The following is a 23,788-nucleotide window of genomic DNA, read 5'->3' on the forward strand; positions in this document are numbered from 1 at the left end:
TTCGGAAAAAATCATGTCCCTGTTCAATACCCTGATGGCGTCGGCCATCTCCCTGGTTCCGCGCGCGTTGATCCGCAAGGTCTCGCGCCGTTATATTGCCGGCGAAACCGCGGCCGAAGCGCTGGCGCGCGTTCGCGCGCTCGATGCCCGAGGCTTCTCGGCCACGCTAGACGTGCTCGGTGAGACGGTCTCGTCGCTGTCGCAGGCCGACCGCACGACCGATCAGTACCTGCAGATGCTCGACGCAATCGGTCACCACGGCCTGCGCGCGAATATCTCGGTCAAGCCGACCGCGCTGGGCCTGTTGCTCGATGAGGCGCATTGCGAAAGCAACTTCCGGCGCCTGATTGCGGCGGCCGAGCGGCACGGGATTTTTGTGCGCATCGACATGGAAGACGCAAGCATTACCCAGAAGGAAATCAATCTGCTCGCGCGATTGAAATGCGATCATGACCGCGTCGGCATCGTGCTGCAGGCCTACCTCAAGCGTACTTACGGCGACATCGGGCCGCTGCTCGGCGAGCGTGAAAATCTGCGCCTCTGCAAGGGGATCTACGTCGAAGGCCGCGAGCACTTGGTCGACCAGGCATGGCGAGACCGGCGCGCCATCAACGCGCATTTCCTGAACCATGCGGCGCGTTGCTTCGACAGCGCGACCTTTGTCGGCCTCGCGACGCACGACGAAGAGTTGATCGACCAGTTGATCGAACTGTCGCGCCGCAAAGGTGTGGACAAGGACCGGTTCGAGTTCCAGATGCTGCTCGGTGTCTGCGAAAACCTGCAGGGCAGGCTGCTCGGCATGGGTTACGCAGTGCGCATCTACGTGCCTTACAGCAAGGACTGGTACGGCTACAGCATGCGCCGGATCAAAGAAAATCCGCAGATCGCGGGTTACCTGATGAAGGCCGCGCTGACCCGTTGAAGCTCAGCTCATGCCGTTGCGGCTGGCCAGTTCCACAAAGAGTCCCGACTGGTCGAGGTCTGTCAGGCCGTGTTCCACACCCTCGGCGTAGAGCTGCTCGAAGAGCCCGGTGATGGGCGCATCAAAGCCGATTTCCTGAGCGGTTGCCAGCGCATTGCGCATGTCCTTGAGCTGTATCGACAAGCGGGCGCGTGGCGCGAAGTCCCGCTCCACCATGCGCTGGCCGTGCAACTGCAACACGCGGCTGTCGGCAAAACCGCCGGTGATGGCTTCCTTGACCTTGGCCATGTCGGCGCCGCCCTTGGTGGCGAACAGCAAGGCTTCGGCCACCGCGCCAATCGTGATGCCGACAATCATCTGGTTGGCCAGTTTGGTGAGTTGCCCGCTGCCGTGCGGGCCGACATGCGTGGCGCGGCCAAACACCTGGAGCAGGGGCAGGGCGCGCTCGAAGTCGGCCGGCTTGCCGCCCGCCATGATGACCAGCGTGCCCTGTTCAGCGCCGACGGTGCCTCCGGACACCGGCGCATCCAGGTGCGCGATGCCCAGGGCGCCCAGCCGCGCGGCGTGGTCGCGTGCTTCACGGGGCGTGATGGACGCCATGTCAAGGAAGAGCGACCCTGGTTTCATCGCTGCTGCAACGCCTTGCGCGAACAGTACGTCTTGCACCACGGCGCCGTTTTCCAGCATGCTGACCACGATGTCGGCCCCGCGCGCTGCCGCACTGGCCTGGGCGTGAACGGTCGCGCCCAGGGCGGCCAGCGACGCGGCCTTGTCGGGGGTGCGGTTCCACGCCTGCAGCGCATGGCCGGCTTCACACAGACGCCTGGCCATGGGCAGCCCCATGCTGCCGGTGCCCAAAAAGGCGATTTTTTTTGCGTGCGGGTCGCTTTCAACGGTCATTCAGGTTCCTGGTTAATGGCGGATGTACCCATCATCCGGCACGCAGCGCAAGAAGGCTGTCAGGCGGCTTTCTTCATGGCCGGCGAGAACATGGTTTCCATCTCATGGCGCACCTTGTAGGCGGGTGTTGAGGTGTCCATGGCCACGTCGGCCCAGCTCAGGCTCTGGCCTTTCTTGACCGCCCGCACCACCTTGACCTGGTGCGCCAGGCCCAGGGGCAGGCCACCCATCTGCAGGGAGGTGTCGGCCGGCAGCAGCTTGCCCCAGACCGTGTAGCCGCCTTCGCCGTCCAGCATGTCGCCGGGTTTGAGGTCGCGCTTGGCGGTGGCCACCACGTCGGCGTTCCAGCAGGTCGCCACGCCGGTCGGTTCGCCGCGCAGCGCCACGCTGGCCACCGACACGCCGACCTCCAGCCCGATCAGGTGCCAGCGCTTGTACAGCGTGAAATAGCGGCCGCTCGGATCGGTATGTGCGTTGTACTCTTCAAAGCAGTTCTTGATGTAGTCGGTTTCGGCCTCGACCGTGACCCAGACCCCCATGCGGATGTCGTAGGGAATCTTGCGGCCATTGGCTTCCAGCGAGGAGATGACTTCGACCATGCCCTTGCGCTCCAGCACGCCGCCCTCTTGAATAGGTCGCGTCACAAAGGGAATGTCTTCGATGCTGGCGGGCGGGTAGAGCAGGCCGTTGCTGGGCACGGTGAGGCCGGTAGCGTTGGCCACGGCGGTGCATTCGATGGAGGGTTTGGAGCCATCGAGGAAGCTGTTGAACATTTTCGGGTTCAGTCCGCCACGCAGGGCCTGCTCGGGCGTGAGGCCGTAGTTGCCCCACACCGTATCGGGCGTGGATTCGCAAAAATGCGGCAGCCATTTGTGGCCACGGCCTGCCGCCACCACCGGAAACCCGCAGGTGCGGGCCCAGTCCACCAGGTCGCAGATCAAGGCCGGCTGGTCACCGAAGGCCAGCGAGTAAACCACCCCGGCCTCAGCCGCCTTGCGCGCCAGCAGCGGGCCGCAAAAGGCATCGGCCTCCACCGTGACGTTGACCACATGCTTGCCATGCGCAAAAGCCTGCAGGCAGTGCTCGACGGCCGCCACCGGGTTGCCGGTGCATTCCACAATGATGTCGATTTGCGGATGCATGACGACCGCCTGCCAGTCGTCCGTGATCCAGGTCGCGCCTGTTTTGATCGCCGTTTGCGCCGATTCCGCCTGGCTCATTTCGGGTTTCCAGCCGACGCGGGCGAGGTTGGTGCGGGCCGCGTTGGGCGACAGGTCGGCAATGGCGACGAGGTGTATGCCGGGGGTTCTGGGAATCTGCGCCAGGTACATGGAGCCGAATTTTCCGGCGCCTATCAGGCCGATGCGCACGGGTTGGTTGTCGGCGGCGCGTTGCTGGAGTTTGGTGTAGAGGTTCATGGTGTTTTGTTCGTGAAAACCGCTCTTGCCGAGCCTGTCGACGTGCCGCTTGCGCAGCGCGCTTCGACAGGCTCAGCCCGAACGGAAAGGGGGTGGAAAGTTCTCAGGCCGCCTTGCGTTCAGGGGCGATTTCGTCCGTCGACGTTTGCAGCGCGGTGGCCGGCACGCCATCTTTCCAGGGCAGGTCCACCGGGTAGTCAGCCAGCAGGCAGTCATCCGGCAGGCAGGTGATGGGGGTGAAGTCGCGGTGCGCAATGTACTCGGGGCGCTTGTGGCGGCGAATGTGGTTGCTGACGGCGCACAGGCTCAGGTAGACGCTGACGCGGTTGAAGGGCGACAGGTTGCTCCCCGAGGCGTGGACCAGGCAGGAGTGGAACAGGATCATCGAGCCGGCCGGGCCTTTGGGGCTGACAATGCCACCCTGTTTGCCGCCGGCACGCTGCACTAGCTGGCGAATCAGGTCGTTGTCCACCGTCCACAGCGGGTAGCTGGTGGTGGTGAGGTCATGTCTGGCGTCCACCACGCCCTTTTTGTGGCTGCCGGGAATGAACATCAGCGGGCCGTTGTGCTCGGTGACATCGTCCAGGAAGATCGCCACATTCATCGCACGTTCGGTCGGCATCATGTCGTCGTTCAGCCAGGTGCCGTAGTCCTGGTGCCACTGCCAGACATCGCCTTCAAAGGCCATCTTGCCGTTGATCTTGAACTGGTGCATGTAGAGTTTTTCACCCAGCAGGTCTTCCACCGGCTCGATCATGCGCGGATGCCGGCCCAGTTTGGCAAACGGCTCGCTGTACATGTGGGCGGCGAAGTTGGTGCGCACCGCGTCCTTGCCTTTTTCGCGCACGTTGTAGTCCTCGCGCCGGCTGTAAAGGTCGGGCACGGCGTTGTTGAGCGCCTGCGTTTCTTCCGGCGTAAAAAGGCCGGGGAAAAACAGGTAGCCGTCGCGGTCGAATTGGGCGAGTTGTTCGGGCGTCAGTTTCATCGTGTGTCTCCATGGCTTTGGCGGGGCAGAACGGGCTGGGCTGTGATGTTCGCGGAAGGGGCAGGCTGCTTGAGTGCGCTGGACAGCAGGCTCGCCAGGTTGTGGCTGGCGTCCTCGTCATGCTGGCGGATCAGGGTTTCGGCCGTGTCTTCATCTCCGCTGGCTATCGCCCTGGCAATCGCCTCGTGCTCATCCCAGATCGATTCGCGCATGGTCGACACCTGCAGCACCGCGCCCATGGCGCGGCGGATGTGGTGCCAATGCAGCTGCGCGCTCTGGGCGATCAGCGGGTTGCCGGATGCGGCATAAATCGCAGCATGAAACTGCGCGTCCGCCGCCATCATGGCCTTGACCTTGTTGCTCCGTGCGGCAGCGCGCCCCTGGCTGATCAGACGCGGATCCAGCGGGCTGCGGGCACGTGCAGCGAGCCGGGCGGCCAGCGCGTCCAGAGCGCCGCGTACCTGGTAAATCTGCACCAGCCAGGCCACGTCGAGCGGCGCCACCAGCACTCCGCGGCCGGGCGCGTCCAGCACAAAGCCATCTTTTTTCAGCAGCCGCAAGGCCTGCAGGACCGGCTGGCGCGACACCGCCAGCCGCTCCGCAATATCTTCCTGCATGATGCGCGAACCCGGCGCCAGGGAGCCGTCGCTGATGGCGTCCAGCAGGCTGCGATAGACCTGGTCCACCAAGTCGGGGGTTGATTCGATTTTGATGAGATGGGAAGTCATTTTTTGTACTCTGTATACAGAATACGCCGAATGGCAAAAAAGCTACTCCGGGTTTTCCCGTGGGGTCAGGGGCGTGCGCGACTGTGCCAAGATGGCGGCAGTTTGAGCAGTTTTGACGACTTGATTTTCAGGAGCATCCATGAACCAACCTGACCCTGCGTGGCTAGACAGCATGTACAACAACCGGGCGCGCGTGGCGGAGCACGAGGCGCATTTCACGCACTGGGCCGAGGCTTCGGCGCAGGCCAGGAGCACGCTGCCTTGCACGCTGGACGTCCCCTACGGCCAGGGCAGCGGTGAAAAGCTGGACGTGTTTCCGGCTGCGAAGCCCGGGGCGCCGGTGGTGGTGTTCATTCACGGCGGTTACTGGCGGTCGCTGGACAAGGCCGACCACTCCTTTGTCGCTCCTGCCTTCGTGGAGGCGGGCGCCTGTGTGGTGATTCCCAATTACGACCTGTGCCCGGCCGTGACCATTCCCGACATCGCGTTGCAGATGGTCAGGGCGCTGGCCTGGACTTACCGCAACGTGGCGCGGTTTGGTGGCGACCCGAAGCGCATCACCGTGATGGGGCATTCGGCCGGTGGCCATCTGGCCGCCATGCTGCTGGCCTGCCGGTGGCCGGTCCATGCCGGGGACCTGCCGGCCGAGCTGGTCAAAAACGCGCTGTCGATTTCGGGCCTCTATGAGCTTGAATCCATCATGCATACGCCGTTCCTGCAGGAGGCGCTGCGCTTGACCCCGGCGCAAGTCCTGCAGGCCAGCCCGGCGTGGATGCCGCCGCCTGCGCGGGGCGTGCTCTACACCGTGGCCGGGGCCGACGAGAGCGAAGAATTCCTGCGGCACAACGCGCTGATCGAGCAGGCATGGGGCCCCCGGGTGGTGCCTGTGCGCGAAGCCTTGCTGGGGCTGAATCACTTCAGCATCGTCGAGGCCCTGGTGCAGCCTGGTCACCGGCTGAACCAGCTGGCCCTGGATCTGTTGCGGGCTACGGCCTAGGTGTGATGTTTCAATAGGGTGAACAGGCCCTAAATATTGACGTCGTACTCCAGTGCGACGTCAGACGCCGGGATGCCGCCGCGAATCGCCCAGTTCTCGCGTGGCGCTTCCCGCACCACCACCTTGATGTGGTCGGCGGGGACGCCGCACAGGCCCAGGTTTTGCACGATGGCCTGGTACAGCGCGCGTTTGGTCTCGACGGAGCGCCCGATGAAGCAGTCGATGCTGACCAGGGTGTATTGGTCGCCCTTGTCTGGAGGCCCGACAAAGCGGTGCGGCTCGTGGACGAAAAGGCGAATCATCGTGGTCCAGTGCGGGACTTTAAGCACCGCAATCATCGCGGCCTGCACGGCATCGATGAGGGCCGTTTCTTCTTCGCGTGAATATTTTCGACGTATTTCAATGGCTGCAGTGGGCACGGATCCTCGCTTTCATGGTTTGGCGATGACTGTACTCCTGCAGCAGCCTGGACCGGCAAAGCCTCACATCAGCAGGTGTTCGCCTGCGTTGTCGCCGCCCAGGATCACGTAGTTGACCTTGCGGATGTCCATCAGTTTCTTGCCCCCGGCATAGCTGATGGAGCTCTGGATGTCTTCTTCCATCTCGCGCAGGGTGTCCGCCAGCGTGCCCTTGATGGGTTCCAGGATGCGTTTGCCTTCGACGTGCTTGTACTCGCCCTTGTTGAAGTCCGAGGCGCTGCCGTAATACTCCTTGAAGAGCTTGCCATCGACCTCCACGGTTTTGCCGGGGCTTTCTTCCAGGCCGGCGAGCAGGGAGCCTATCATCACCATGGTCGCGCCAAAACGGATGGACTTGGCAATGTCGCCATGCTCGCGTATGCCGCCGTCGGCAATGATGGGCTTGGTTGCCACGCGGGCGCACCACTTGAGCGCCGAGAGCTGCCAGCCGCCGGTGCCAAAGCCGGTTTTCATTTTGGTGATGCAAACCTTGCCGGGGCCAACGCCCACCTTGGTCGCATCGGCGCCCCAGTTTTCCAGGTCAATCACCGCTTCGGGCGTGGCCACGTTGCCGGCAATCACGAACGATGCGGGCAGCTTTTGCTTGAGGTAGCCGATCATTTTCTGCACGCTGTCGGCATGGCCGTGGGCAATGTCTATCGTGATGTATTCGGGGGCGAGACCCTCGGCCACAAACTGGTCCACCGTGTCGTAGTCGGGCTTTTTAACCCCCAGCGAGATTGACGCGTAAACGCCTTTGGCCGTCATGTCTTTGACAAACTGCAGGTTGTCCAGGTCAAAGCGGTGCATGACGTAGAAGTAGCCGTTCTTGGCCATCCAGGTGCAGATGTTTTCATCGACCACCGTTTTCATGTTGGCCGGCACCACCGGGATGCGGAAGGTGCGCCCGCCCAGCGTCACACCGGCATCGCACTCCGAGCGGCTTTCTACCCGGCATTTGCGGGGCAGCAGCAGCACATTGTCGTAATCGAAAATTTCCATGTTTCCCAAGCTCCTGAAGACTGTTGATAACCAGGGATGCTCTGCCTAACTCGCGCCGCGCGCGGCGGGGCTTTTGCGGGATGAGCCGCAAGGCGCAAAACCCAAGGCAAGGCTGGACGCCTTGCCTGGTTTTGCAACGCGGCGGATCGCCCGCAAAACCACGCCCCTTCGGGTTCGACCCAAAACGGGCGCTTTGCCCACCAAACCGCTTGCGTGTGCCTTCGGGCACACGACGCGCGGTTTGGTGGGCAAATCATCCCGTTTTGGACTCGAACGCGCATGGCGGGAGTTAGGCAGAGCATCCCCAGGCACTTGGACTGGACCGGTCCTTGTCCGCATTGTCCCCATGGAACGCAGAAACAAAAAACCGGGCGCAATTGCTTGGGCCCGGTAAGTGATTCTAGGCGCGCGGGTGTCCGGCGATGATGCCGCGACCTGTATACCCTTTATATGGGCAGTCCCATTCCGGGACGCTATTCCGGGCTCCTATTTCGGGTCGCTATTTCGGGCCCTGGCTGGGCGTTGGGGGACTTGCCTCGCAACGCGACTGGGCCGCAGCCCGCACCCGTTTTTTCTCATCCTCAACCCAGCCAATCACACGCAGCCGGCCCGCATTGGCGCCCTGTGCAATGGCCATGGAGCGCGCTTCGAAAAAACGGTTCTGGTTCTGCTCTGTGTTTGACAGCTTTCGACCATCCCAGGAGACCTGGAGCAGGTTTCTGACGAGGTTCCGCTCGGTGGGCGAGCCCTCGGTGCCGGCTGGCAGGGTTTCAACCAATGCCAGCCAGGCTGTCCAGCGTTGCCCCTGTGCGGCGGACGGGGCGGGCTTGAGCTCTATCGAAGCACCCAGATAGTCGGCCAGCGGCAGGCCGTGGGCCACCCGCAGTGTGCTGCCTGTGAGGCGGTTGACGGAATGGGTACGGTTGCTGGTCTTGGCGGGAACAGGCTGCCCCGAGGCCTCCAGACGGGCCAGTGCATCGCGCGTTGCCACCGCAGACAGCGGCGCGTCGTCGCCTTTGCTGCCTGGGACGACCCAGTCCAGCGCGATCTGGCCGGCGTTGGCCCGCGGCGTGGTCGGGTCTACCCAGCAACTGTCGCAGTCGGCGTTGATGAAACGCTCGATGAGTTGAGTTGGCCGGGGCTGGCCGTCGCTGGCGCAGAACGATTGGGCCCAGGAACCGGACGCGGCGCAACTGAACAAAGCGGTTAACAGAACAAGGTGTTTCATTTCAGGGGTTCCTGCAGCATGGGACCATAGGAGCACAGGCATTTTCCCAGATGTCGTTTGGGGCGCCTGACTCTTAGAACCTGTTTACGATCTAAACGAGGCCGCGTTGGGGTGCAATCGGGATGAGTGGGGCGCCCGGGTCCGCCGCATGGGCTAATGCCCATGCATGGGCCTGGGTGGCTCAATCGCCCGACCGCACAGCCGGCCGGCTGTGCGTCGTGCGGCTGCCCCCATGGGGATGCAAACGCGACCGCGTTTGCGTCACCCCAACCCGAAGGGCAAGCGCCTTCTCGGGCGGTCTGCGGCGTTGCGGCGCTTGCCCATAGCCCGAGCTATGGGCGGCGCACCGCGCCTTGCATCCCATCCCGAGAAGGTGCTTGCGCGGCCCCGTTTAGATCGTAAACAGGTTCTTGCACCCTTTAAGCAGCCTGGCCAAGCCTGAGCGCAGTCGCTATCAGGTGATCCTTGAAGTCGCTGGCCAGTATGCCGGGCGTTTGCCCCTGCAGCGTCAGCACTTGCAGGCTGCGCTGGCGGAATTGCGGCTCGCTCACCGGCACGGCCACCAGCTCACCTGCCCGAACGGCGTGCGCGGCGCTGACCAGGGCCGAGAGCGTCAGCACCTCGCCCTGCATGACCAGCGCCAGTAGGGTGGGGTAGTTGCCGGTGTAAGCCACCTGGTAGTGCAGGCCCTTGAGGCTGCAGCACAGGTTCAGCATTTGCCGCACCGTGGTGCCGGCCTCGGGCACGGCCAGCGGATGGCGCACGATGTCAGCCACCGACACACTGCGCCGCCGGGCCAGCGCATGGCCGGGTGCCGCCAGCACCATGATGGGCGCGGGCTGGTTGTGTTCGATCTTCAGGCCCTTGTCCGGGGCGACGGAAAACTTGATCCCCAGGTCCACCTCGCCGCGCAGCAGGTGCCGGCTCACCTCGTCGGGCGTGCCCACCTGCAGGTGAATGCCGCAGCCGGGATGCGCTGCGCGAAATGAAGACATCACCTCCGCCATGAAACCGCAGGCCAGGCCCTCGGTGCAGGCGAGGCGGATGCGGCTGGCGCGTTGCCCGCCTAGCCCCTTGACTTCGTCGACCACGCGTTCGGCGTCGAGCATGGTGGTGCGCACATAGGCGGCCAGCCGCTCCCCGGCAGCGCTGAGCGCCATGCCGCGGGCCTGGCGCTCGAACAAGGCACAGCCCAGGCTGCCTTCGAGTTTGGTGATCTGGCGGCTGACGGCCGATACCGCCACATGCAGCTGTTCAGCCGCCTGAGTCACCGAGCCGGTACGGGCGACTTCCAGAAAGTAGCGGGTGGCTGTGCCCAGCAATGACAAGGACATCGTATGGCTTCCCGTGTGGCTTGCGTGCATTGCCGCCAGCGCAAGGGTGGGTTGCTTATTCTCAAATTGTGAAACCTCTTTGAGTTTATTAGACTTTTGGCAATGCTCCAAGGATGCCAAAACATGACGCGCGACCAATTGCTCGAATCTGCCTCCGCCTGGTTTGACGCCGGGAATTTCCAGCGTGACCTCGCCCGCCGCGTGGCCTGGCGCACGGAGAGCGACGGCGGGCAGCCCGGCCCAGCCCTGGGTGACTACTTGCGCGATGACATCGTGCCGTCCCTGATCCGGCTGGGCTTTGACTGCGAGGTGAAGGCCAACCCGGTGGCTACCGGCGGGCCGCTGCTGGTGGCGCGCCGCGTCGAGGGCCAAGACCTGCCTACCGTGCTGACCTACGGGCATGGCGATGTGGTCAACGGCCAGGACAAGCACTGGCGCGAGGGCCTGAGCCCGTGGCAATTGACCGTGGAGGGCGACCGCTGGTACGGCCGCGGCACGGCAGACAACAAGGGCCAGCACACCATCAACTTCGCAGCGCTGGAGCACGCCCTGGCCGCGCGTGGCGGCCGGCTGGGCTACAACGTGACGGTGCTGCTGGAAATGGGCGAGGAGGCGGGCAGTCCGGGCCTGCGTGAGCTGTGCGAGCGCGAACGCGAGCTGCTGCGTGCCGATCTGCTGATCGCCTGCGACGGGCCGCGCGTGCAGGCACAGCAGCCCACCTTGTTCCTGGGCTCACGCGGGCTGGTCAATTTCTCGCTGCGCCTGCAAAGCCGCGAGCGCGCCTACCACTCGGGCAACTGGGGCGGCGTGCTGACCAACCCCGGCATCGTGCTGGCGCACGCCATCGCATCCATGGTCGATGAACGGGGGCGTATCCAGGTCGAGGGTTTGCGCCCACCGGCACTGGCGGACAACATCCGGCGCGCGCTGCGCGACGTGCAAGTCGGCGGCGGCACGGACGACCCGCAGATCAATCCCGCCTGGGGTGAGCCCGGCCTGACGGCGGCTGAACGCCTGGTTGGCTGGAACACGCTGGAAGTGCTGGCGCTGGGGGCTGGCTCGGCTGAGCGCCCCATCAATGCAATTCCACCTCATGCCGTGGCGCACTGCCAGCTGCGCTTTGTGCCGGGTACGCCGTGGCAGCAGTTGCAGAGCATCGTGCGCGCCCATCTGGACGCGCACGGCTTTGACGCCGTGGAAGTGAGCGTTACCGCCGATTCACCCGCCACGCGGCTGGATCTGGACAACCCCTGGGTCGGCTGGGCCATGCAGTCCATGTCCGCCAGCAGTGGCAAGCCCGTCACCCTGCTGCCGAATCTGGCCGGCTCGCTCCCCAACGACGTGTTTGCCGATGTGCTGGGCCTGCCCACGCTGTGGGTGCCGCATTCCTACCCGGCCTGTGCCCAGCACGCGCCCAACGAGCACCTGCTGGCGTCCGTCGCCAGCGAAGGCCTGCGCATCATGGCTGGACTGTACTGGGACCTGGGCGAGCCGGGCCTGCCCTGGCAGCGCAGCGCGCGTGCCCCATGAGCCCCACGGAGCCCCTCGCTTGAGTTTTTTAACCTGAAAAGAGAACAGCATGACATCGACATCACGCCGCGCAACGCTGATCACTGCCCTGGCCGCTCTGGTGACCAGCCTGGCGAGCCCGCTGGCCCTGGCCCAGAGCTGGCCAAGCAAGCCTCTCAAGCTGATCGTGCCGTTCCCGCCGGGCGGCGCAACCGACGCCGTGGCCCGCCTGATTGCGGAGCGCCTGGGGCCCCGCCTGGGGCAAGCCGTCATCATCGAGAACAAACCGGGCGCGGCGACCGTCATCGGTGTGGACGCGGTGGCCAAGTCCATTCCCGATGGCCACACGCTGCTGGTCTCAGGCACCAGCAGCTTCACCGTCGTGCCGGGCTTGCGCAGCAAACTGCCCTTCGATCTGCTCAAGGACCTGGCCCCGATCGCGCTGGTCACCTATGCGCCCTTGGTGCTGGTCACGGCGCCGTCCAAGCCCTACCAGCGCCTGTCCGACGTCATCGCGCAAGCCAGGGCCAAGCCCAAATCGCTGACCTACTCCACCTATGGGCCCGGGACTGCGCCCCATCTTTCCGCGGAGCTGCTGGCCCACGCCGCCGGTGTCGAACTGGAGGCCGTGCCCTACAAGGGCAGTGCCGAAGCCCTGATAGGCCTGATGCGCGGCGATATTGATGTGGGCGTGGAAACCCTCTCGGCCGCCAGTGCGCAGATCAAGGCCGGCAAGCTGCGCGTGCTGGCGGTGACCAGTGGCAAGCGCACGGCGTTCCTGCCCGAAACGCCGGCCATGGAGGAACTGCGCCTGCCGCAGGCCAGCTTTGATGGTTTCTATGCCGTCGCCGCCCCTGCGGGCACGCCAGTGGCGGTGGTCCAGCGGCTGACGCGGGAAATCAGCGAAATCATGGCCATGCCGGAGGTGAAGGAAAAATGCGCCCAGTTGTCGCTGGAAGCCGTAGCCCTGGGCCCCGACGCGTTGCGTGCGATCATGAAAACCGACATCGCCAGGTTTCGTGAACTGGGGGAGCGGATCAAGATCAGTCTGGATTAACCCCTTCCCGGGTGCGGGGAGGGGGTGTGGGTGCCGGTTTTCTACAATGGACCCATGTTCCCACAAGTCACACGAGATTCCCCGCTGCTGCACAACCTCAACCCCGAGCAACATGCCGCTGTCACCCTGCCGAATGAGCACGCCCTGATTCTCGCCGGGGCGGGCTCCGGCAAGACCCGCGTGCTGACCACCCGCATTGCCTGGTTGCTGCAAACCGGCCAGGTGTCGCCCGGCGGTATTCTGGCCGTGACGTTTACCAACAAGGCTGCCAAGGAAATGCTGGCCCGCCTGTCTGCCATGCTGCCCGTCAATGTGCGCGGCATGTGGATTGGCACCTTCCATGGCCTGTGCAACCGGTTTTTGCGGGCGCATTACAAGCTAGCCAATCTGCCGCAGAGTTTCCAGATTCTGGACACGCAAGACCAGCTGTCGGCCATCAAGCGGCTGTGCAAGCAGTTCAATGTGGACGACGAGCGCTTTCCGCCCAAGCAGTTGGCGTGGTTCATTGCCAGCTGCAAGGAAGACGGCCTGCGTGCCAAGGATGTGCAGGTGCGTGACGAGGAAGGCCGCAAGAAGGTCGAGATCTACGCGCTGTACGAAGAGCAGTGCCAGCGCGAAGGCGTGGTGGATTTTGGCGAGTTGATGCTGCGCAGCTATGAACTGCTGCGTGACAACGCCCCCGTGCGCGAGCACTACCAGCGGCGTTTTCGCCATATCCTGATCGATGAGTTCCAGGACACCAACAAGCTGCAATACGCCTGGATCAAGATGCTGGCGGGCCAGGGCCCTGAAGCCACGCAGGGCGCCGCCGCGATGCCGGGCGGCTCGGTGGTAGCGGTGGGTGACGACGACCAGAGCATCTACGCCTTTCGCGGTGCGCGTGTGGGCAACATGACCGACTTCGTGCGCGAATTCGATGTGCAGCACCAGATCAAGCTGGAGCGCAACTACCGCAGCTTCGGCAACATCCTGGATTCGGCCAACGAGCTGATCAGCCACAACAGCAAGCGCCTGGGCAAGAACCTGCGCACCGAGGCCGGCCCGGGCGAGCCGGTGCGGGTGTATGAAGCCACCTCTGATTTTGCCGAGGCCCAGTGGTTTGTCGACGAAGTGAAGCAGCTGGTGCGAGACGGCGCCGAGCGTAAGGAGATCGCGCTGCTGTACCGCAGCAATGCGCAAAGCCGGGTGATGGAAACCGCGTTGTTCAATGCCGGCGTGCCTTACCGCGTGTATGGCGGCCTGCGCTTTTTCGAGCGCGCCGAGATCAAGCATGCGCTGGCCTACCTGCGCCTGCTGGAGAACCCGCACGACGACACCAGTTTTTTGCGCGTGGTCAACTTTCCGCCGCGTGGCATTGGTGCGCGCAGCATTGAGCAGTTGCAGGACATTTCGCGCGCCTCGGGTTGCTCGCTGCATGACGGTGTCAGTGCGGTGACTGGCAAGGCCGGTGCCAACCTGGGTGCTTTTGTCGCCAAGATCGATGTGCTGCGCGAGCAGACCACGGGCCTGACCCTGCGCGAAATCATCGAGCTGGTGCTGCAGCACAGCGGTCTGGAAGAGCATTACAAGCTGGAAAAAGAAGGCCAGGACCGGCTGGAGAACCTGGCCGAACTGGTCAACGCCGCCGAGTCCTTCGTCAGCCAGGAAGGCTTTGGCCGCGATGCCGTGGCCTTGCCGGTAGACGAACTGGGTTCGCGCGCGAACCTGGCCCTGGACCAGTCGCCAGCCAGCCAGGGTCTCGATCCTTCTGCAGCGCTGCTGAGTGAGCCCTTGCCGGAATTGCTGGCGCCCGACACCGAAACCGGTGAAACCCTGTCGCCGCTGGCAGCCTTTCTCACGCACGCCGCGCTGGAGTCCGGCGACAACCAGGCGCAGGCCGGCCAGGATGCCGTGCAGCTGATGACGGTGCACTCGTCCAAAGGGCTGGAGTTTGATTGCGTCTTCATCACCGGCATGGAAGAGGGCCTGTTCCCGCATGAAAATTCCATGAGCGACCACGATGGCCTGGAGGAAGAGCGCCGCCTGATGTACGTGGCTATCACGCGCGCGCGCAAGCGCCTCTACCTCAGTCATTCGCAGACCCGCATGTTGCACGGCCAGACGCGCTACCACCTGAAAAGCCGGTTCTTTGACGAGCTGCCGGAAGCGGCGCTCAAATGGATCACGCCCAAAAACCAGGGCTTTGCATCCGGCCTGGGCATGGGATCCGGTGGGTGGGGCGGTGCTCATAATTCTGGAGCTAGTGGCACCCGTGGCGACTGGGCCAGCAACGTTTTTTCTTCAAAGTCCGGTTCATCCGAGCGCTTTGCCAATCCACCGGTGCCGCCGCAGCGCAACGCGCCTTCGCATGGGCTTAAAGGCGGCATGCAGGTGTTTCACGCCAAGTTTGGCGAGGGCAAGGTGCTGATGCTCGAAGGCAGTGGTGACGATGCGCGGGCGCAGATCAATTTCACCCGGCATGGCGTGAAATGGCTGGCACTGAGTGTGGCCAAGCTGACGGTGGTTTAGGACCGTGGTTAAGATAGGTCAAACCCATGATGCAGTCCTGATGCCGTCCTCAGGCAGTGCCTGCACCCCCAGCATACCCAGCATCCCCGGGATCAAGCCGCCCGCGAGAACACATGAACGAGCCCGAACCGTCCGCTGACACCTCTTCCCCGATTTACGTGCCGCATCAGGAGTTTTGCGCCGGCGTGCCCATGGGGCGTTTCCGCTTGATCGTGAATCCGGAGCGCGCGCAGAAGTACGTCAAGCATCGGCTGTTTGTCGTGGGTATCGCACTGCCCCTCCTGGGCATTGGAACGGCGCTGAGCCTGTGGGGTTATCTTTGGGCGGGGCTTCCGCTGGTCATCGTCGGCGCCCTGCTGCATCGTGTCATCAAGTCCCACGCCGCCAAAATCCTGCTGTACCTGGCCATGCATGACGCCAAAACATACAACCAGGCCATTGAGTACGAAATCCTCGAAGTACGTTACGCGAATTGAGCGCCGCCGCGCTCCCGCGCCTGGCCCTGTTCCGGGCCAGACGCTGGCGTGTCAGCTGCCGATACGCCCACCGTCGTTTTTCGTGATCACGATCGTGGCCGAGCGCGGGCGTTTGCCAGTCCCGTAACCCACATTGGCCGGCCACTGGCTGGTGTATTTGGCCGGGTCGCCGATGTTGGCCTGTGCGGTGGTTTCGCCCGGGTGCTGGATGTTCACAAACAGGGTTTTGCCGTCCGGTGTTTCGGCCAGCCCCGTGATCTCGCAACCCACTGGCCCCACCAGAAAGCGCTTGAGCTTGTCGGGCGTCGGCGCCTTGCCGACATAGGTGTCAACCGCGAGCGCGCCACCATCAGCGCGCGGGTAGCTCAGGGTGACCTTGCGGCCGTCGCCCACCTGACCCGGCAGGCCGGCCAGCATCATGCAGTTGGTGACATCGGTGTAGGCGCTGTCATCGGTCTGGATCCAGCATATGCCCGTGCTGGGGCTGAAGGCCAGGCCGTCGGGGCTCGAAAAGTCCTGCTCGCCCGTCAATTTCGACAGGTTCACGGAGCCGGGTGCTGCACTGGCTTCGGCGCCGAAAAGATACACGTCCCAGGTGAAGCTGGTCGCAGCCGAACCGGCGGCGCCTTCTTTCATGCGCAGGATGTGGCCATTGGGATTGCCGGTTTGCACCGTCGCTGTGCCCCTGATGTCGGAATAGGCGCGCGGGTTGGCGCTGTCGGGTGCCAGCTGCGACGAGCCACTGGGCTCGACACGGCGGTTGCTGTTGTTGGTCAGCGAGTAATAAATTTCACCATTGGCCGGGTTGACCGAGCACCATTCGGGGCGGTCCATTTTGGTGGCGCCCACGGCATCGCCCGCCAGACGCGTGTTCACGGCGATGTCGGCCTGATCGGCGAACGGGTATTTGGCATAGCCGGCCACGGCGGGGTTGGTTTGCGAAAGCTCCAGCCACTGGCCGGTGCCGTCCGCATTGAATTTGGCCGCGTAGAGCTTGCCGTTGTCGAGGTACTTGTCGCCGGCGGCCAGGCGGTCGGCCGGGTTGGCATCGGCTGCATCCCATTTGGCGGCAGACACCCACTTGTAGATGTACTCGTTGCGTGAATCATCGCCCTGGTACACGGCCAGCGGCTGGCCAGGAACCACCTTGCCGAACGCCGCGCTTTCATGGGCGAAACGGCCAAGTCCAGTGCGTTTTTTGGCGGGTTTTGTTTTGTTGTAGGCGTCCATCTCAACGATGTAGCCCATGCCGTTGAGCTCGTTGCGGTAGTCGTCGCTGCCAGTGGCCGAGGTGCCGGTTTTGGCGTTGATCCAGCGCGCGAACCGGTCGTCCTTGCCGGCGGTTTCCCAGCCGTGGCGCGTGCTGGCGCCTTCAGCGCGGCCGTAGCGTACCAGTGCGGTCACGCTTTTGTTGCCTTCGCGGGCTGCGTCATCGCCCTTGGGGCGCGTGAAGTAGCCGGCCCAGTTTTCCTCGCCAGTCAAAAAGGTGCCCCAGGGCGTTTTGCCGGTACCGCAGTTGTTCAGCGTGCCGCGGGTTTTGGTGCCGTTGGGCGAGAACCTGGTGACCATCAGCGGGTTGCCGCGTGCTGGCCCGGCAATCTCGATCTCGCTCAGCGGTGTCAGGCGTGTGTTGAAGGCGGAGTCTTTGAGATATTCCCACTTGGCGCCCTTGCGGCGGACTTCGACCACGGCCACACCATGGATGGCAAGCTCTTTTTCGACTTCGCTGGCCGGGCGCGGCAGGCTGCTGGTGCCGCCGTTGGCATGCAGGAAGAAGGACGAGAGTTTTTCGTCGGTTGTCGCTTCGTGGTTCATCGCCAGCAGGCCGCGGCTGTTGGCGCTGTTTGATGGTCGGCCGTTGTTGTCCAGCCCGAACCACTCCATGCCGTCGTGGTGGTCGCCCGCACGGTTTTCATAGTCGCTGTCGGTGCCGTCGTTTTTGTAGGCGGGTGTGGACGCCGTCAGGGGGTCGCCCAACGCGTAGAGCACGCTGGTGGTATAGCCGGGCGGCACCACCACCATGTCGGCCAGGCCTTTGGCCACTTCCTTGAAACCCAGCAGCTTTTCATGGGGTGCGGCGACAGCCTCCTCGCCGAGACCTACGGCCGACGCGGCCAGGCTGCCAAAGACGGCGGCGGCAGCGGTGCCTACCGAGCCCCGCAACACCGAGCGGCGGCTCAGGCGGGCATCCAGAACCGTTTCGAAAGACGGATTGTTCGACGTATTGTTGTTCAGGTCATCAGGGTCGATATAGGCGCTATCGGTGTGGGTTGGCTTGGACATTGGCAGCTTTCGTGTGACATTGCATTGAAACTGGCAACGGGATCGCGTTGCCGGTTCACGCATTGTGTGAAACAAAGGTGACAATTCCGTGACGCCCGCTCCCCCCAGGCTTGCCGGGATAGGAGGGGTATGGGGATATGCGGGGATCAGCCTCGCGTATGAGCCTCGCCTGTGAATGCCCGGCCGGTTGCTTCTGCGATGTTCAGTCCGCGCTCAGGATCGGTCGGCTGGCTGGTCACCGGAGTCGGTGGGTAGTTCGGGCGTGGCCAGGAAGCTGTCCCGGAAGGTGAAGTAAATCGAGGTGAAAAACATCGCCACGATGACCAGCGCTACGGGAAACATCACGACCGTTGCGAGCGTGGGGTTGCCCAGCACGCTGGCAATCAATGAAACCAGCAGGGCCGCAAACAGAAACACACCGGTCCACGCGAAACCAAATACCGTGAGCGCACCCAGATTTTTGTAGCAGGCCATGAAACTGAAAAACAGGCTTTTGACCGGCGTCACGCCATGCCAGTGCACCAGCGCCGGAGCATGCCAGAACAGCAGTGACAGCGGCAGGTAAAGGCCCAGCGCCACCCACATGGCCGTCTGGAAACCGCGCTGCAGCAACAGCTCTTCGGTGATCTTGCCGCCCACGAGATACAGCCTGGCAAATTCTCCGCCATCGAACAGCGCCGAGATTCCCATCAGCGTCAAAAACCCTGCCGCGTACAGCCCGCCCAGCACCATCATGGCGCGCATGCGCTGCTGGCCGGCACGAAAGGCGCTGATCAGAATCGACGGCATCGGAAATTTGCCCTTGGTGGCCTCTTGCGTAGCGGCCATCAGGCCCAGCGTGGCGGCGGGCAGCAAGGCGAGTGCCAGCGCCGCGCCAATGAAGGGCACCAGTGTCGCCAGCGAGAGCATGGCCATGAACATGAAAAACAGGCCCGACATCGCCAGGGGCTGCTTCATGAAGGTTTTGATGCCGAGCTTGACCCAGGTGACGCCGGTACGCGCGGGAACAATATTGAGTTTCATGGTGTTGACAGGGACGGGCCGAAAATAGGATGGAAAAGGGGGCAGGGGACAGGGCAAACCTGTTCAAGATCTGCGACAACGCCGGATGACGCATAAATTGGACGCTGCAAAGGCACAGTTTGCCTCAAAGTCGGGCCGCCACGCCCGGAGTTGCCCCTCCGGCGGGGAGCCGCGGCTTGTTGGGGTTAAGGTTAAAGGTTGGGCTTAAAGGGCGTACGGGTCTGTGAGCCGCTGGCGCAGCACACGCTCGAAATGGCCCGGGTCGTGCGCCTTGAGCACGGCTGCCTCCCGCGGCAAATGAAAGTCCCACAGTCGCGAGATCCAGAAGCGCAGCGCCCCGGCGCGTTGCATGGCCGGCAGCAAGGTGCGCTCCTGCGCAGTCAGGCGGCGCACGCTCTGGTAGGCGGCCACGAAAGCATCGGCACGCGCGCTGTCTTGTGCACCGCTGTCCAGATCAATGCACCAGTCATTGAGACAAACCCCGATATCAAACAAAAAGGTATCGCAGCCGGCAAAATAAAAATCAAAAAACCCGGTGAGCTTGCCGTCCTCAAACATGACGTTGTCACGAAACAGGTCGGCGTGCACCGCGCCCCGCGGCAGGCTGCGGCAGGCCGATGAGGCGGCGACATGGTTCTGGTAAGCCAATTCACCCAGGATCAGGCTGCGTTGCTCGGGCGTGAGGTGCTGCAGCACCACGGGCACAGTTTCGTTCCACCAGGCGAGGCCGCGCAGGTTGGGCTGCTGGCGCGGGTAGTCCAGCCCGGCCAAGTGCATGCGGGCCAGCATCTCGCCTACGGCAGCGCAGTGCGCGGGTGTGGGGGCGAGTTCGCTGTGGCCACGCAGCTTGTTGACCACGGCAGTCGGCTTGCCCTTGAGCCGGTGGAGGATCTCACCCTTGCCGTTTTCGGCCGGATCGGGCACCGGAATGCCATGTGCCGCCAGGTGTTTCATCAGGTGCAGGTAATACGGCAGTTGTTCGAACGTCAGGCGCTCGAACAGCGTCAGCACGTAATGGCCCTGATCGGTGTCTACAAAGTAGTTGGTGTTTTCGATGCCGCCTGCAGCGCCCTTGATGCTCTGCAGTTGCCCCAAATTCAAGGCGTTCAAGAACGCTGCGGCCTCGTCAAACGAGACCTCGGTAAAAACGGCCATGCCTGAAACTGAACCCTGAGCTAAAAAATTAAAACTTGAGCACGTTCCAGACGCGCGAACCGTTGGTGTCGCCGCTGGCTGCTGCCGGTGCGGCGCCCCTTGCGCCTTCTGCCGGCTTGACCTCGTAGGCAGGACCACCGGTTTTGGGTTGGACGACGATTTGCTGGGTCTCGCCGCCTACCCGTAACTCATCGATGCGCGTGCCGGCATCTTCGGTATGGATGCGTTTGATGGCTTTGTCCGGGCGTCCGGTGCGCGCTGGTGCCGCCTCTTTTTTCTCTGCGGCCGCAGGTGCCTGCGTTTGCGCCACAGCTGCAGCCAGCGGCAGCGCTGTGAGCACAGCGGCAAGAAGGGGGCTAAAAACGTGTTTCATACTTGTATTGTAGGCTTGCGGGGACGTGTTTACAAAGGCCTTGAGTGTCGTAAAAAGGTGGCTTGCGACGTAGGCGGAAATCCAGTGTGAAAGAAGGCGCCAGGCGCCGTTTGTGTTTGATGGAGGCCTCTGCCGATATCCCTGACAATCAGGCCCTATGAGTTCTGACAAAAAAACACTGCTGCTGGTGGACGGCTCCAGCTACCTGTACCGCGCCTTCCATGCCATGCCCGACTTGCGCGCCAACCCGGGCGATCCAACCAGCCCGGCCACGGGCGCCATCCGCGGCATGATCAACATGATGCAGAAGCTGCGCAAGGACGTGCGCGCCGACTACGCCGCCTGCGTGTTTGACGCCAAGGGCCCGACCTTTCGCGATGCGCTTTACCCGCAGTACAAGGCCCAGCGCTCACCCATGCCCGACGACCTGCGCAGCCAGGTGGAGCCTATCCATGAAGTGGTGCGGCTGCTGGGCTGGAAAGTGCTGGACGTTCCAGGCGTGGAGGCCGATGACGTGATTGGCACGCTGGCCTGCCTGGCTTCGAAGCAGGGCATTGAAGTCATCATTTCCAGCGGCGACAAGGACCTGAGCCAGCTGGTCGATGAAAACATCACCGTCATCGACACCATGAATGACCGCCGGCGCGACCTGGCCGGGGTCGAAGCCGAATTCGGCGTGCCGCCGCGCCTGATGGTGGACTACCAGGCACTGGTTGGCGATGCCGTGGACAACGTGCCCGGCGTGCCCAAGGTTGGCCCCAAAACGGCGGTGAAGTGGCTGCTGGAATACGGCTCGCTCGATGCCCTGGTGGCGCGTGCCGGCGAAATCAAGGGCGTGGTCGGCGACAACCTGCGTCTCTCGCTGGAATGGCTACCCAAAGGCCGGGAGCTTCTGACCATCAAGAAAGACTGCGACCTGATCGACTACATCGATGGCCTGCCCGCTCTGGAATCAATAGCCATCGGTGGGCAGCAGACGGAGGCCTTGAAGGCTTTTTACGAGAAATACGGCTTCAAGGGGCTGGTCAGGCAAATCGACACCGAAAGTACGCCACCCGAATTGATTGGCGGACCCGAGGGTCGGCATGCCAAATCGCCGGGCTCCGTGGGTCCTTCGGCTTCGCCCGGCTTGTTTGACGAACCCTCGCTGCCGGATGTCCCTTTGGCCGGGCGGGCCAGCAATCTCAAGTACGACACCATCTTCACCTGGGAGTTGCTTGACAGCTGGCTGGCCAAAATTGAAGCCGCAGAATTGGTGGCGGTGGACACCGAAACCACCTCGCTGGACGAAATGCTGGCCCAGATCGTGGGCATCAGCTTCAGCGTGACACCCGGCGAGGCTGCCTACATTCCGCTGACGCACGACTACCCCGATGCGCCCGCGCAATTGCCGCGAGACGAGGTGCTGGCCCGCCTCAGGCCCTGGCTGGAAAACCCGGCCAAAGCCAAGCTGGGCCAGCACGTCAAATACGACCGCCATGTGTTTGCCAACCACGGCATCGAAGTGCAGGGCTATGCGCACGACACCATGCTGCAAAGCTATGTGCTGGAAGTGCACAAGCCGCATGGCCTGGCCAGCCTGGCGGAGCGGCATGTAGGGCGCAGCGGCATCAATTACGAAGATCTGTGTGGCAAGGGCGTGCACCAGATCAAGTTCAACCAGGTCGATATTGCCAAGGCCGCGGAATACTCGTGCGAGGACTCCGACCAGACGCTGGACGTGCACCGCGTGCTCTGGCCCCAGATCCAGGCCAACGACAAACTGCGCTTTGTGTATGAGCTCGAAATGAAGAGCAGTGAAACGCTTTACCGCATCGAGCGCAACGGCGTGCTGATTGACGCCCCCACGCTGGCCAAGCAAAGCGGTGAGCTGGGCGCGCGCATTGTGCAGCTGGAAGCCGAAGCCCACGAACTGGCGGGCCAGCCCTTCAACCTGGGCAGCCCCAAGCAGATCGGCGAAATCTTCTTCGGCAAACTGGGCTTGCCCGTCGTCAAGAAAACCCCGAGCGGCGCGCCAAGCACCGACGAGGAAGTGCTGGAAAAGCTGGCGGAGGACTATCCCTTGCCCGCCAAGATCCTGGAGCACCGCGGGCTTTCCAAACTCAAGGGCACTTACACCGACAAGCTGGCGCAGCTCGCGCATCCCAGGACGGGCCGGGTGCATACGCATTACGCGCAGGCGGTTGCCGTTACCGGGCGCCTGTCGAGCAACGACCCCAACCTGCAGAATATTCCGGTGAAAACGGTGGAGGGCCGCCGCGTGCGCGAAGCCTTCGTCGCACCGGCCGGCAGCGTGATCGCCAGTGCCGACTATTCGCAGATCGAACTGCGCATCATGGCCCACCTCAGCGAAGACGAGGCCTTGCTGCGCGCCTTCACCGAGGGTCTTGACGTGCACCGCGCCACCGCGGCCGAGGTGTTTGGGGTCGCGGTGGACCAGGTGAGCAGCGAACAGCGCCGCTACGCCAAGGTCATCAACTTCGGCCTGATCTACGGCATGAGCAGTTTTGGCCTGGCGCGCAACCTGGGCATTGAAACCAAGGCGGCGGCCGCCTACATTGACCGCTATTTCCAGCGCTATCCCGGCGTCAAGCACTACATGGATGAAACGCGCCTCTCCGCCAAAAGCAAGGGCTATGTGGAGACCGTGTTCGGCCGGCGCCTGTATTTGCCCGAGATCAACTCACCCAACGGCCCGCGCCGGGGTGGCGCAGAACGCGCTGCCATCAACGCGCCCATGCAGGGCACCGCGGCCGACCTGATCAAGCTCAGCATGGTCAAGGTGCAGGAGGTGCTCGATGCCGAGAAGCGCTCTACCAAAATGATCATGCAGGTGCACGATGAACTGGTGTTTGAAGTACCCGAGGCAGAAGTGGAATGGGTGAGGGTCGAGATCCCCCGCATCATGGCGGGCGTGGCCGACCTCAGGGTACCGCTGCTGGCCGAGATCGGAGTCGGCCCGAACTGGGACAAGGCGCACTGAGCCTGCTACGCTAGCGCCAATACGTTTCAGTCAAGGACCCGTGAAGCTCCCTCCCCTTCTGGGGGAGGGTTGGGGTGGGGGCCAGCGACGACCGAGTCAGCACGGTGGCCCGACGCCCACGCCGTGAGCCCCCATCCCGGCCTTCCCCCAGCGGGGGAAGGAGATGATCGGCACTGCATGCGGCGTGCTAACGGAACCGTATTGACACTAGTGGACTGTAACGTTTAAAACGGAAGTATCATTGTAGCCATGGAGGTTGCGATGAAACTGACCAAAAGCGAACGCATGGAACTTCAACAGCAAGCTGCAGCGAGGAACGCCCGAGCCGATTCGGCGCGCCATGCCCGGTTGATTCTGCTGCTGGCCGATGGGCTCACCTGGGCGGAGATTCGCGCCAAGCTGGACTGCAGCGACAGCTACATTGACCGGTGGAGCAAGCGCTTTGAGAG

At 63.3% G+C, this 23,788-nt stretch carries 20 protein-coding genes; 8 read left to right on the forward strand and 12 right to left on the reverse strand.

From position 1 onward, the window contains the following. The first annotated feature begins 13 nt into the window (after window positions 1-13). Window positions 14-922 carry a proline dehydrogenase family protein gene (locus tag AC1DUB_RS17995; protein ID WP_477718672.1) on the forward strand — a complete coding sequence of 303 codons (909 nt, stop codon included), beginning with the start codon at window positions 14-16 and terminating at the stop codon, window positions 920-922. 3 nt (window positions 923-925) lie between these two features. Here the strand turns inward: AC1DUB_RS17995 and AC1DUB_RS18000 are convergent, their stop codons facing one another. The 4 genes from AC1DUB_RS18000 to AC1DUB_RS18015 all read right to left on the reverse strand — a co-directional run bounded on the left by AC1DUB_RS18000 (window position 926) and on the right by AC1DUB_RS18015 (window position 4,953). Continuing rightward, on the reverse strand, window positions 926-1,822 hold the full coding sequence (locus AC1DUB_RS18000; protein WP_477718673.1) for an NAD(P)-dependent oxidoreductase: 897 nt from the start codon (window positions 1,820-1,822) through the stop codon (window positions 926-928). A gap of 59 nt (window positions 1,823-1,881) precedes the next feature. Beyond that, the gene (locus tag AC1DUB_RS18005) at window positions 1,882-3,240 is read right to left on the reverse strand and encodes an NAD(P)H-dependent oxidoreductase (RefSeq protein ID WP_477718674.1); all 1,359 of its coding nucleotides are present in this window, start codon (window positions 3,238-3,240) and stop codon (window positions 1,882-1,884) included. 103 nt (window positions 3,241-3,343) lie between these two features. Then, on the reverse strand, window positions 3,344-4,225 hold the full coding sequence (locus AC1DUB_RS18010) for a phytanoyl-CoA dioxygenase family protein (protein ID WP_477730670.1): 882 nt from the start codon (window positions 4,223-4,225) through the stop codon (window positions 3,344-3,346). After that, on the reverse strand, window positions 4,222-4,953 hold the full coding sequence (locus AC1DUB_RS18015; protein WP_477718676.1) for a GntR family transcriptional regulator: 732 nt from the start codon (window positions 4,951-4,953) through the stop codon (window positions 4,222-4,224). Before AC1DUB_RS18015 ends, AC1DUB_RS18010 begins: the two co-directional genes overlap by 4 nt. 139 nt (window positions 4,954-5,092) lie before the next feature. Between AC1DUB_RS18015 and AC1DUB_RS18020 the strand changes: the two genes are divergently transcribed. Beyond that, window positions 5,093-5,950, forward strand: coding sequence for an alpha/beta hydrolase (locus AC1DUB_RS18020; protein ID WP_477718677.1), 858 nt, complete (start codon window positions 5,093-5,095; stop codon window positions 5,948-5,950). Window positions 5,951-5,979: 29 nt separating this feature from the next. Here AC1DUB_RS18020 and AC1DUB_RS18025 read toward each other — a convergent pair whose 3' ends face one another. The 4 genes from AC1DUB_RS18025 to AC1DUB_RS18040 all read right to left on the reverse strand — a co-directional run bounded on the left by AC1DUB_RS18025 (window position 5,980) and on the right by AC1DUB_RS18040 (window position 9,972). After that, complete coding sequence (locus tag AC1DUB_RS18025; RefSeq protein WP_477718678.1) at window positions 5,980-6,369, reverse strand: tautomerase family protein; 390 nt, start codon at window positions 6,367-6,369, stop codon at window positions 5,980-5,982. A 63-nt stretch (window positions 6,370-6,432) separates the two neighbouring features. Then, window positions 6,433-7,410 (reverse strand): GMP reductase, encoded by a 978-nt coding sequence (locus AC1DUB_RS18030; RefSeq protein ID WP_477718679.1) that lies wholly within the window; start codon window positions 7,408-7,410, stop codon window positions 6,433-6,435. A 499-nt stretch (window positions 7,411-7,909) separates the two neighbouring features. Then, entirely contained in the window at window positions 7,910-8,638 is a 729-nt protein-coding gene (locus AC1DUB_RS18035) for a hypothetical protein (RefSeq protein WP_477730671.1), read from the reverse strand. Between the two features lie 419 nt (window positions 8,639-9,057). Continuing rightward, window positions 9,058-9,972: a LysR family transcriptional regulator gene (locus AC1DUB_RS18040; protein WP_477730672.1), complete on the reverse strand. Its 915-nt coding sequence runs from the start codon at window positions 9,970-9,972 to the stop codon at window positions 9,058-9,060. 123 nt (window positions 9,973-10,095) lie between these two features. Here AC1DUB_RS18040 and AC1DUB_RS18045 point away from each other — a divergent pair, with 123 nt between their 5' ends. The 4 genes from AC1DUB_RS18045 (at window position 10,096) to AC1DUB_RS18060 (ending at window position 15,522) form a co-directional block, all read left to right on the forward strand. Then, window positions 10,096-11,502: a M20 family metallopeptidase gene (locus AC1DUB_RS18045; protein WP_477730673.1), complete on the forward strand. Its 1,407-nt coding sequence runs from the start codon at window positions 10,096-10,098 to the stop codon at window positions 11,500-11,502. Between the two features lie 49 nt (window positions 11,503-11,551). Continuing rightward, entirely contained in the window at window positions 11,552-12,538 is a 987-nt protein-coding gene (locus AC1DUB_RS18050; RefSeq protein WP_477730674.1) for a Bug family tripartite tricarboxylate transporter substrate binding protein, read from the forward strand. A 54-nt stretch (window positions 12,539-12,592) separates the two neighbouring features. Continuing rightward, window positions 12,593-15,046, forward strand: coding sequence for a UvrD-helicase domain-containing protein (locus tag AC1DUB_RS18055; protein ID WP_477730675.1), 2,454 nt, complete (start codon window positions 12,593-12,595; stop codon window positions 15,044-15,046). A 113-nt stretch (window positions 15,047-15,159) separates the two neighbouring features. Continuing rightward, window positions 15,160-15,522 (forward strand): hypothetical protein, encoded by a 363-nt coding sequence (locus tag AC1DUB_RS18060; protein ID WP_477730676.1) that lies wholly within the window; start codon window positions 15,160-15,162, stop codon window positions 15,520-15,522. Window positions 15,523-15,573: 51 nt separating this feature from the next. On the opposite strand, the gene AC1DUB_RS18065 is transcribed toward AC1DUB_RS18060, so the two are convergent. From AC1DUB_RS18065 to AC1DUB_RS18080, 4 genes are all read right to left on the reverse strand, one after another. Beyond that, the gene (locus AC1DUB_RS18065) at window positions 15,574-17,805 is read right to left on the reverse strand and encodes a PhoX family protein (protein WP_477730677.1); all 2,232 of its coding nucleotides are present in this window, start codon (window positions 17,803-17,805) and stop codon (window positions 15,574-15,576) included. A gap of 213 nt (window positions 17,806-18,018) precedes the next feature. Continuing rightward, complete coding sequence (locus tag AC1DUB_RS18070; protein ID WP_477718687.1) at window positions 18,019-18,828, reverse strand: BPSS1780 family membrane protein; 810 nt, start codon at window positions 18,826-18,828, stop codon at window positions 18,019-18,021. Between the two features lie 204 nt (window positions 18,829-19,032). Continuing rightward, window positions 19,033-19,983 carry a homoserine kinase gene (locus tag AC1DUB_RS18075; RefSeq protein WP_477730678.1) on the reverse strand — a complete coding sequence of 317 codons (951 nt, stop codon included), beginning with the start codon at window positions 19,981-19,983 and terminating at the stop codon, window positions 19,033-19,035. A 28-nt stretch (window positions 19,984-20,011) separates the two neighbouring features. After that, window positions 20,012-20,356, reverse strand: coding sequence for a hypothetical protein (locus AC1DUB_RS18080; protein WP_477718689.1), 345 nt, complete (start codon window positions 20,354-20,356; stop codon window positions 20,012-20,014). A gap of 157 nt (window positions 20,357-20,513) precedes the next feature. Here AC1DUB_RS18080 and polA point away from each other — a divergent pair, with 157 nt between their 5' ends. After that, window positions 20,514-23,339, forward strand: a complete 2,826-nt coding sequence (gene polA, locus AC1DUB_RS18085) for a DNA polymerase I (RefSeq protein WP_477730679.1) — start codon at window positions 20,514-20,516, stop codon at window positions 23,337-23,339. A 261-nt stretch (window positions 23,340-23,600) separates the two neighbouring features. Then, on the forward strand, window positions 23,601-23,788 hold a 188-nt coding region (locus tag AC1DUB_RS18090), incomplete at its 3' end, for a helix-turn-helix domain-containing protein (RefSeq protein ID WP_477730680.1).

This window comes from Polaromonas sp. P4_F9, assembly GCF_056401235.1.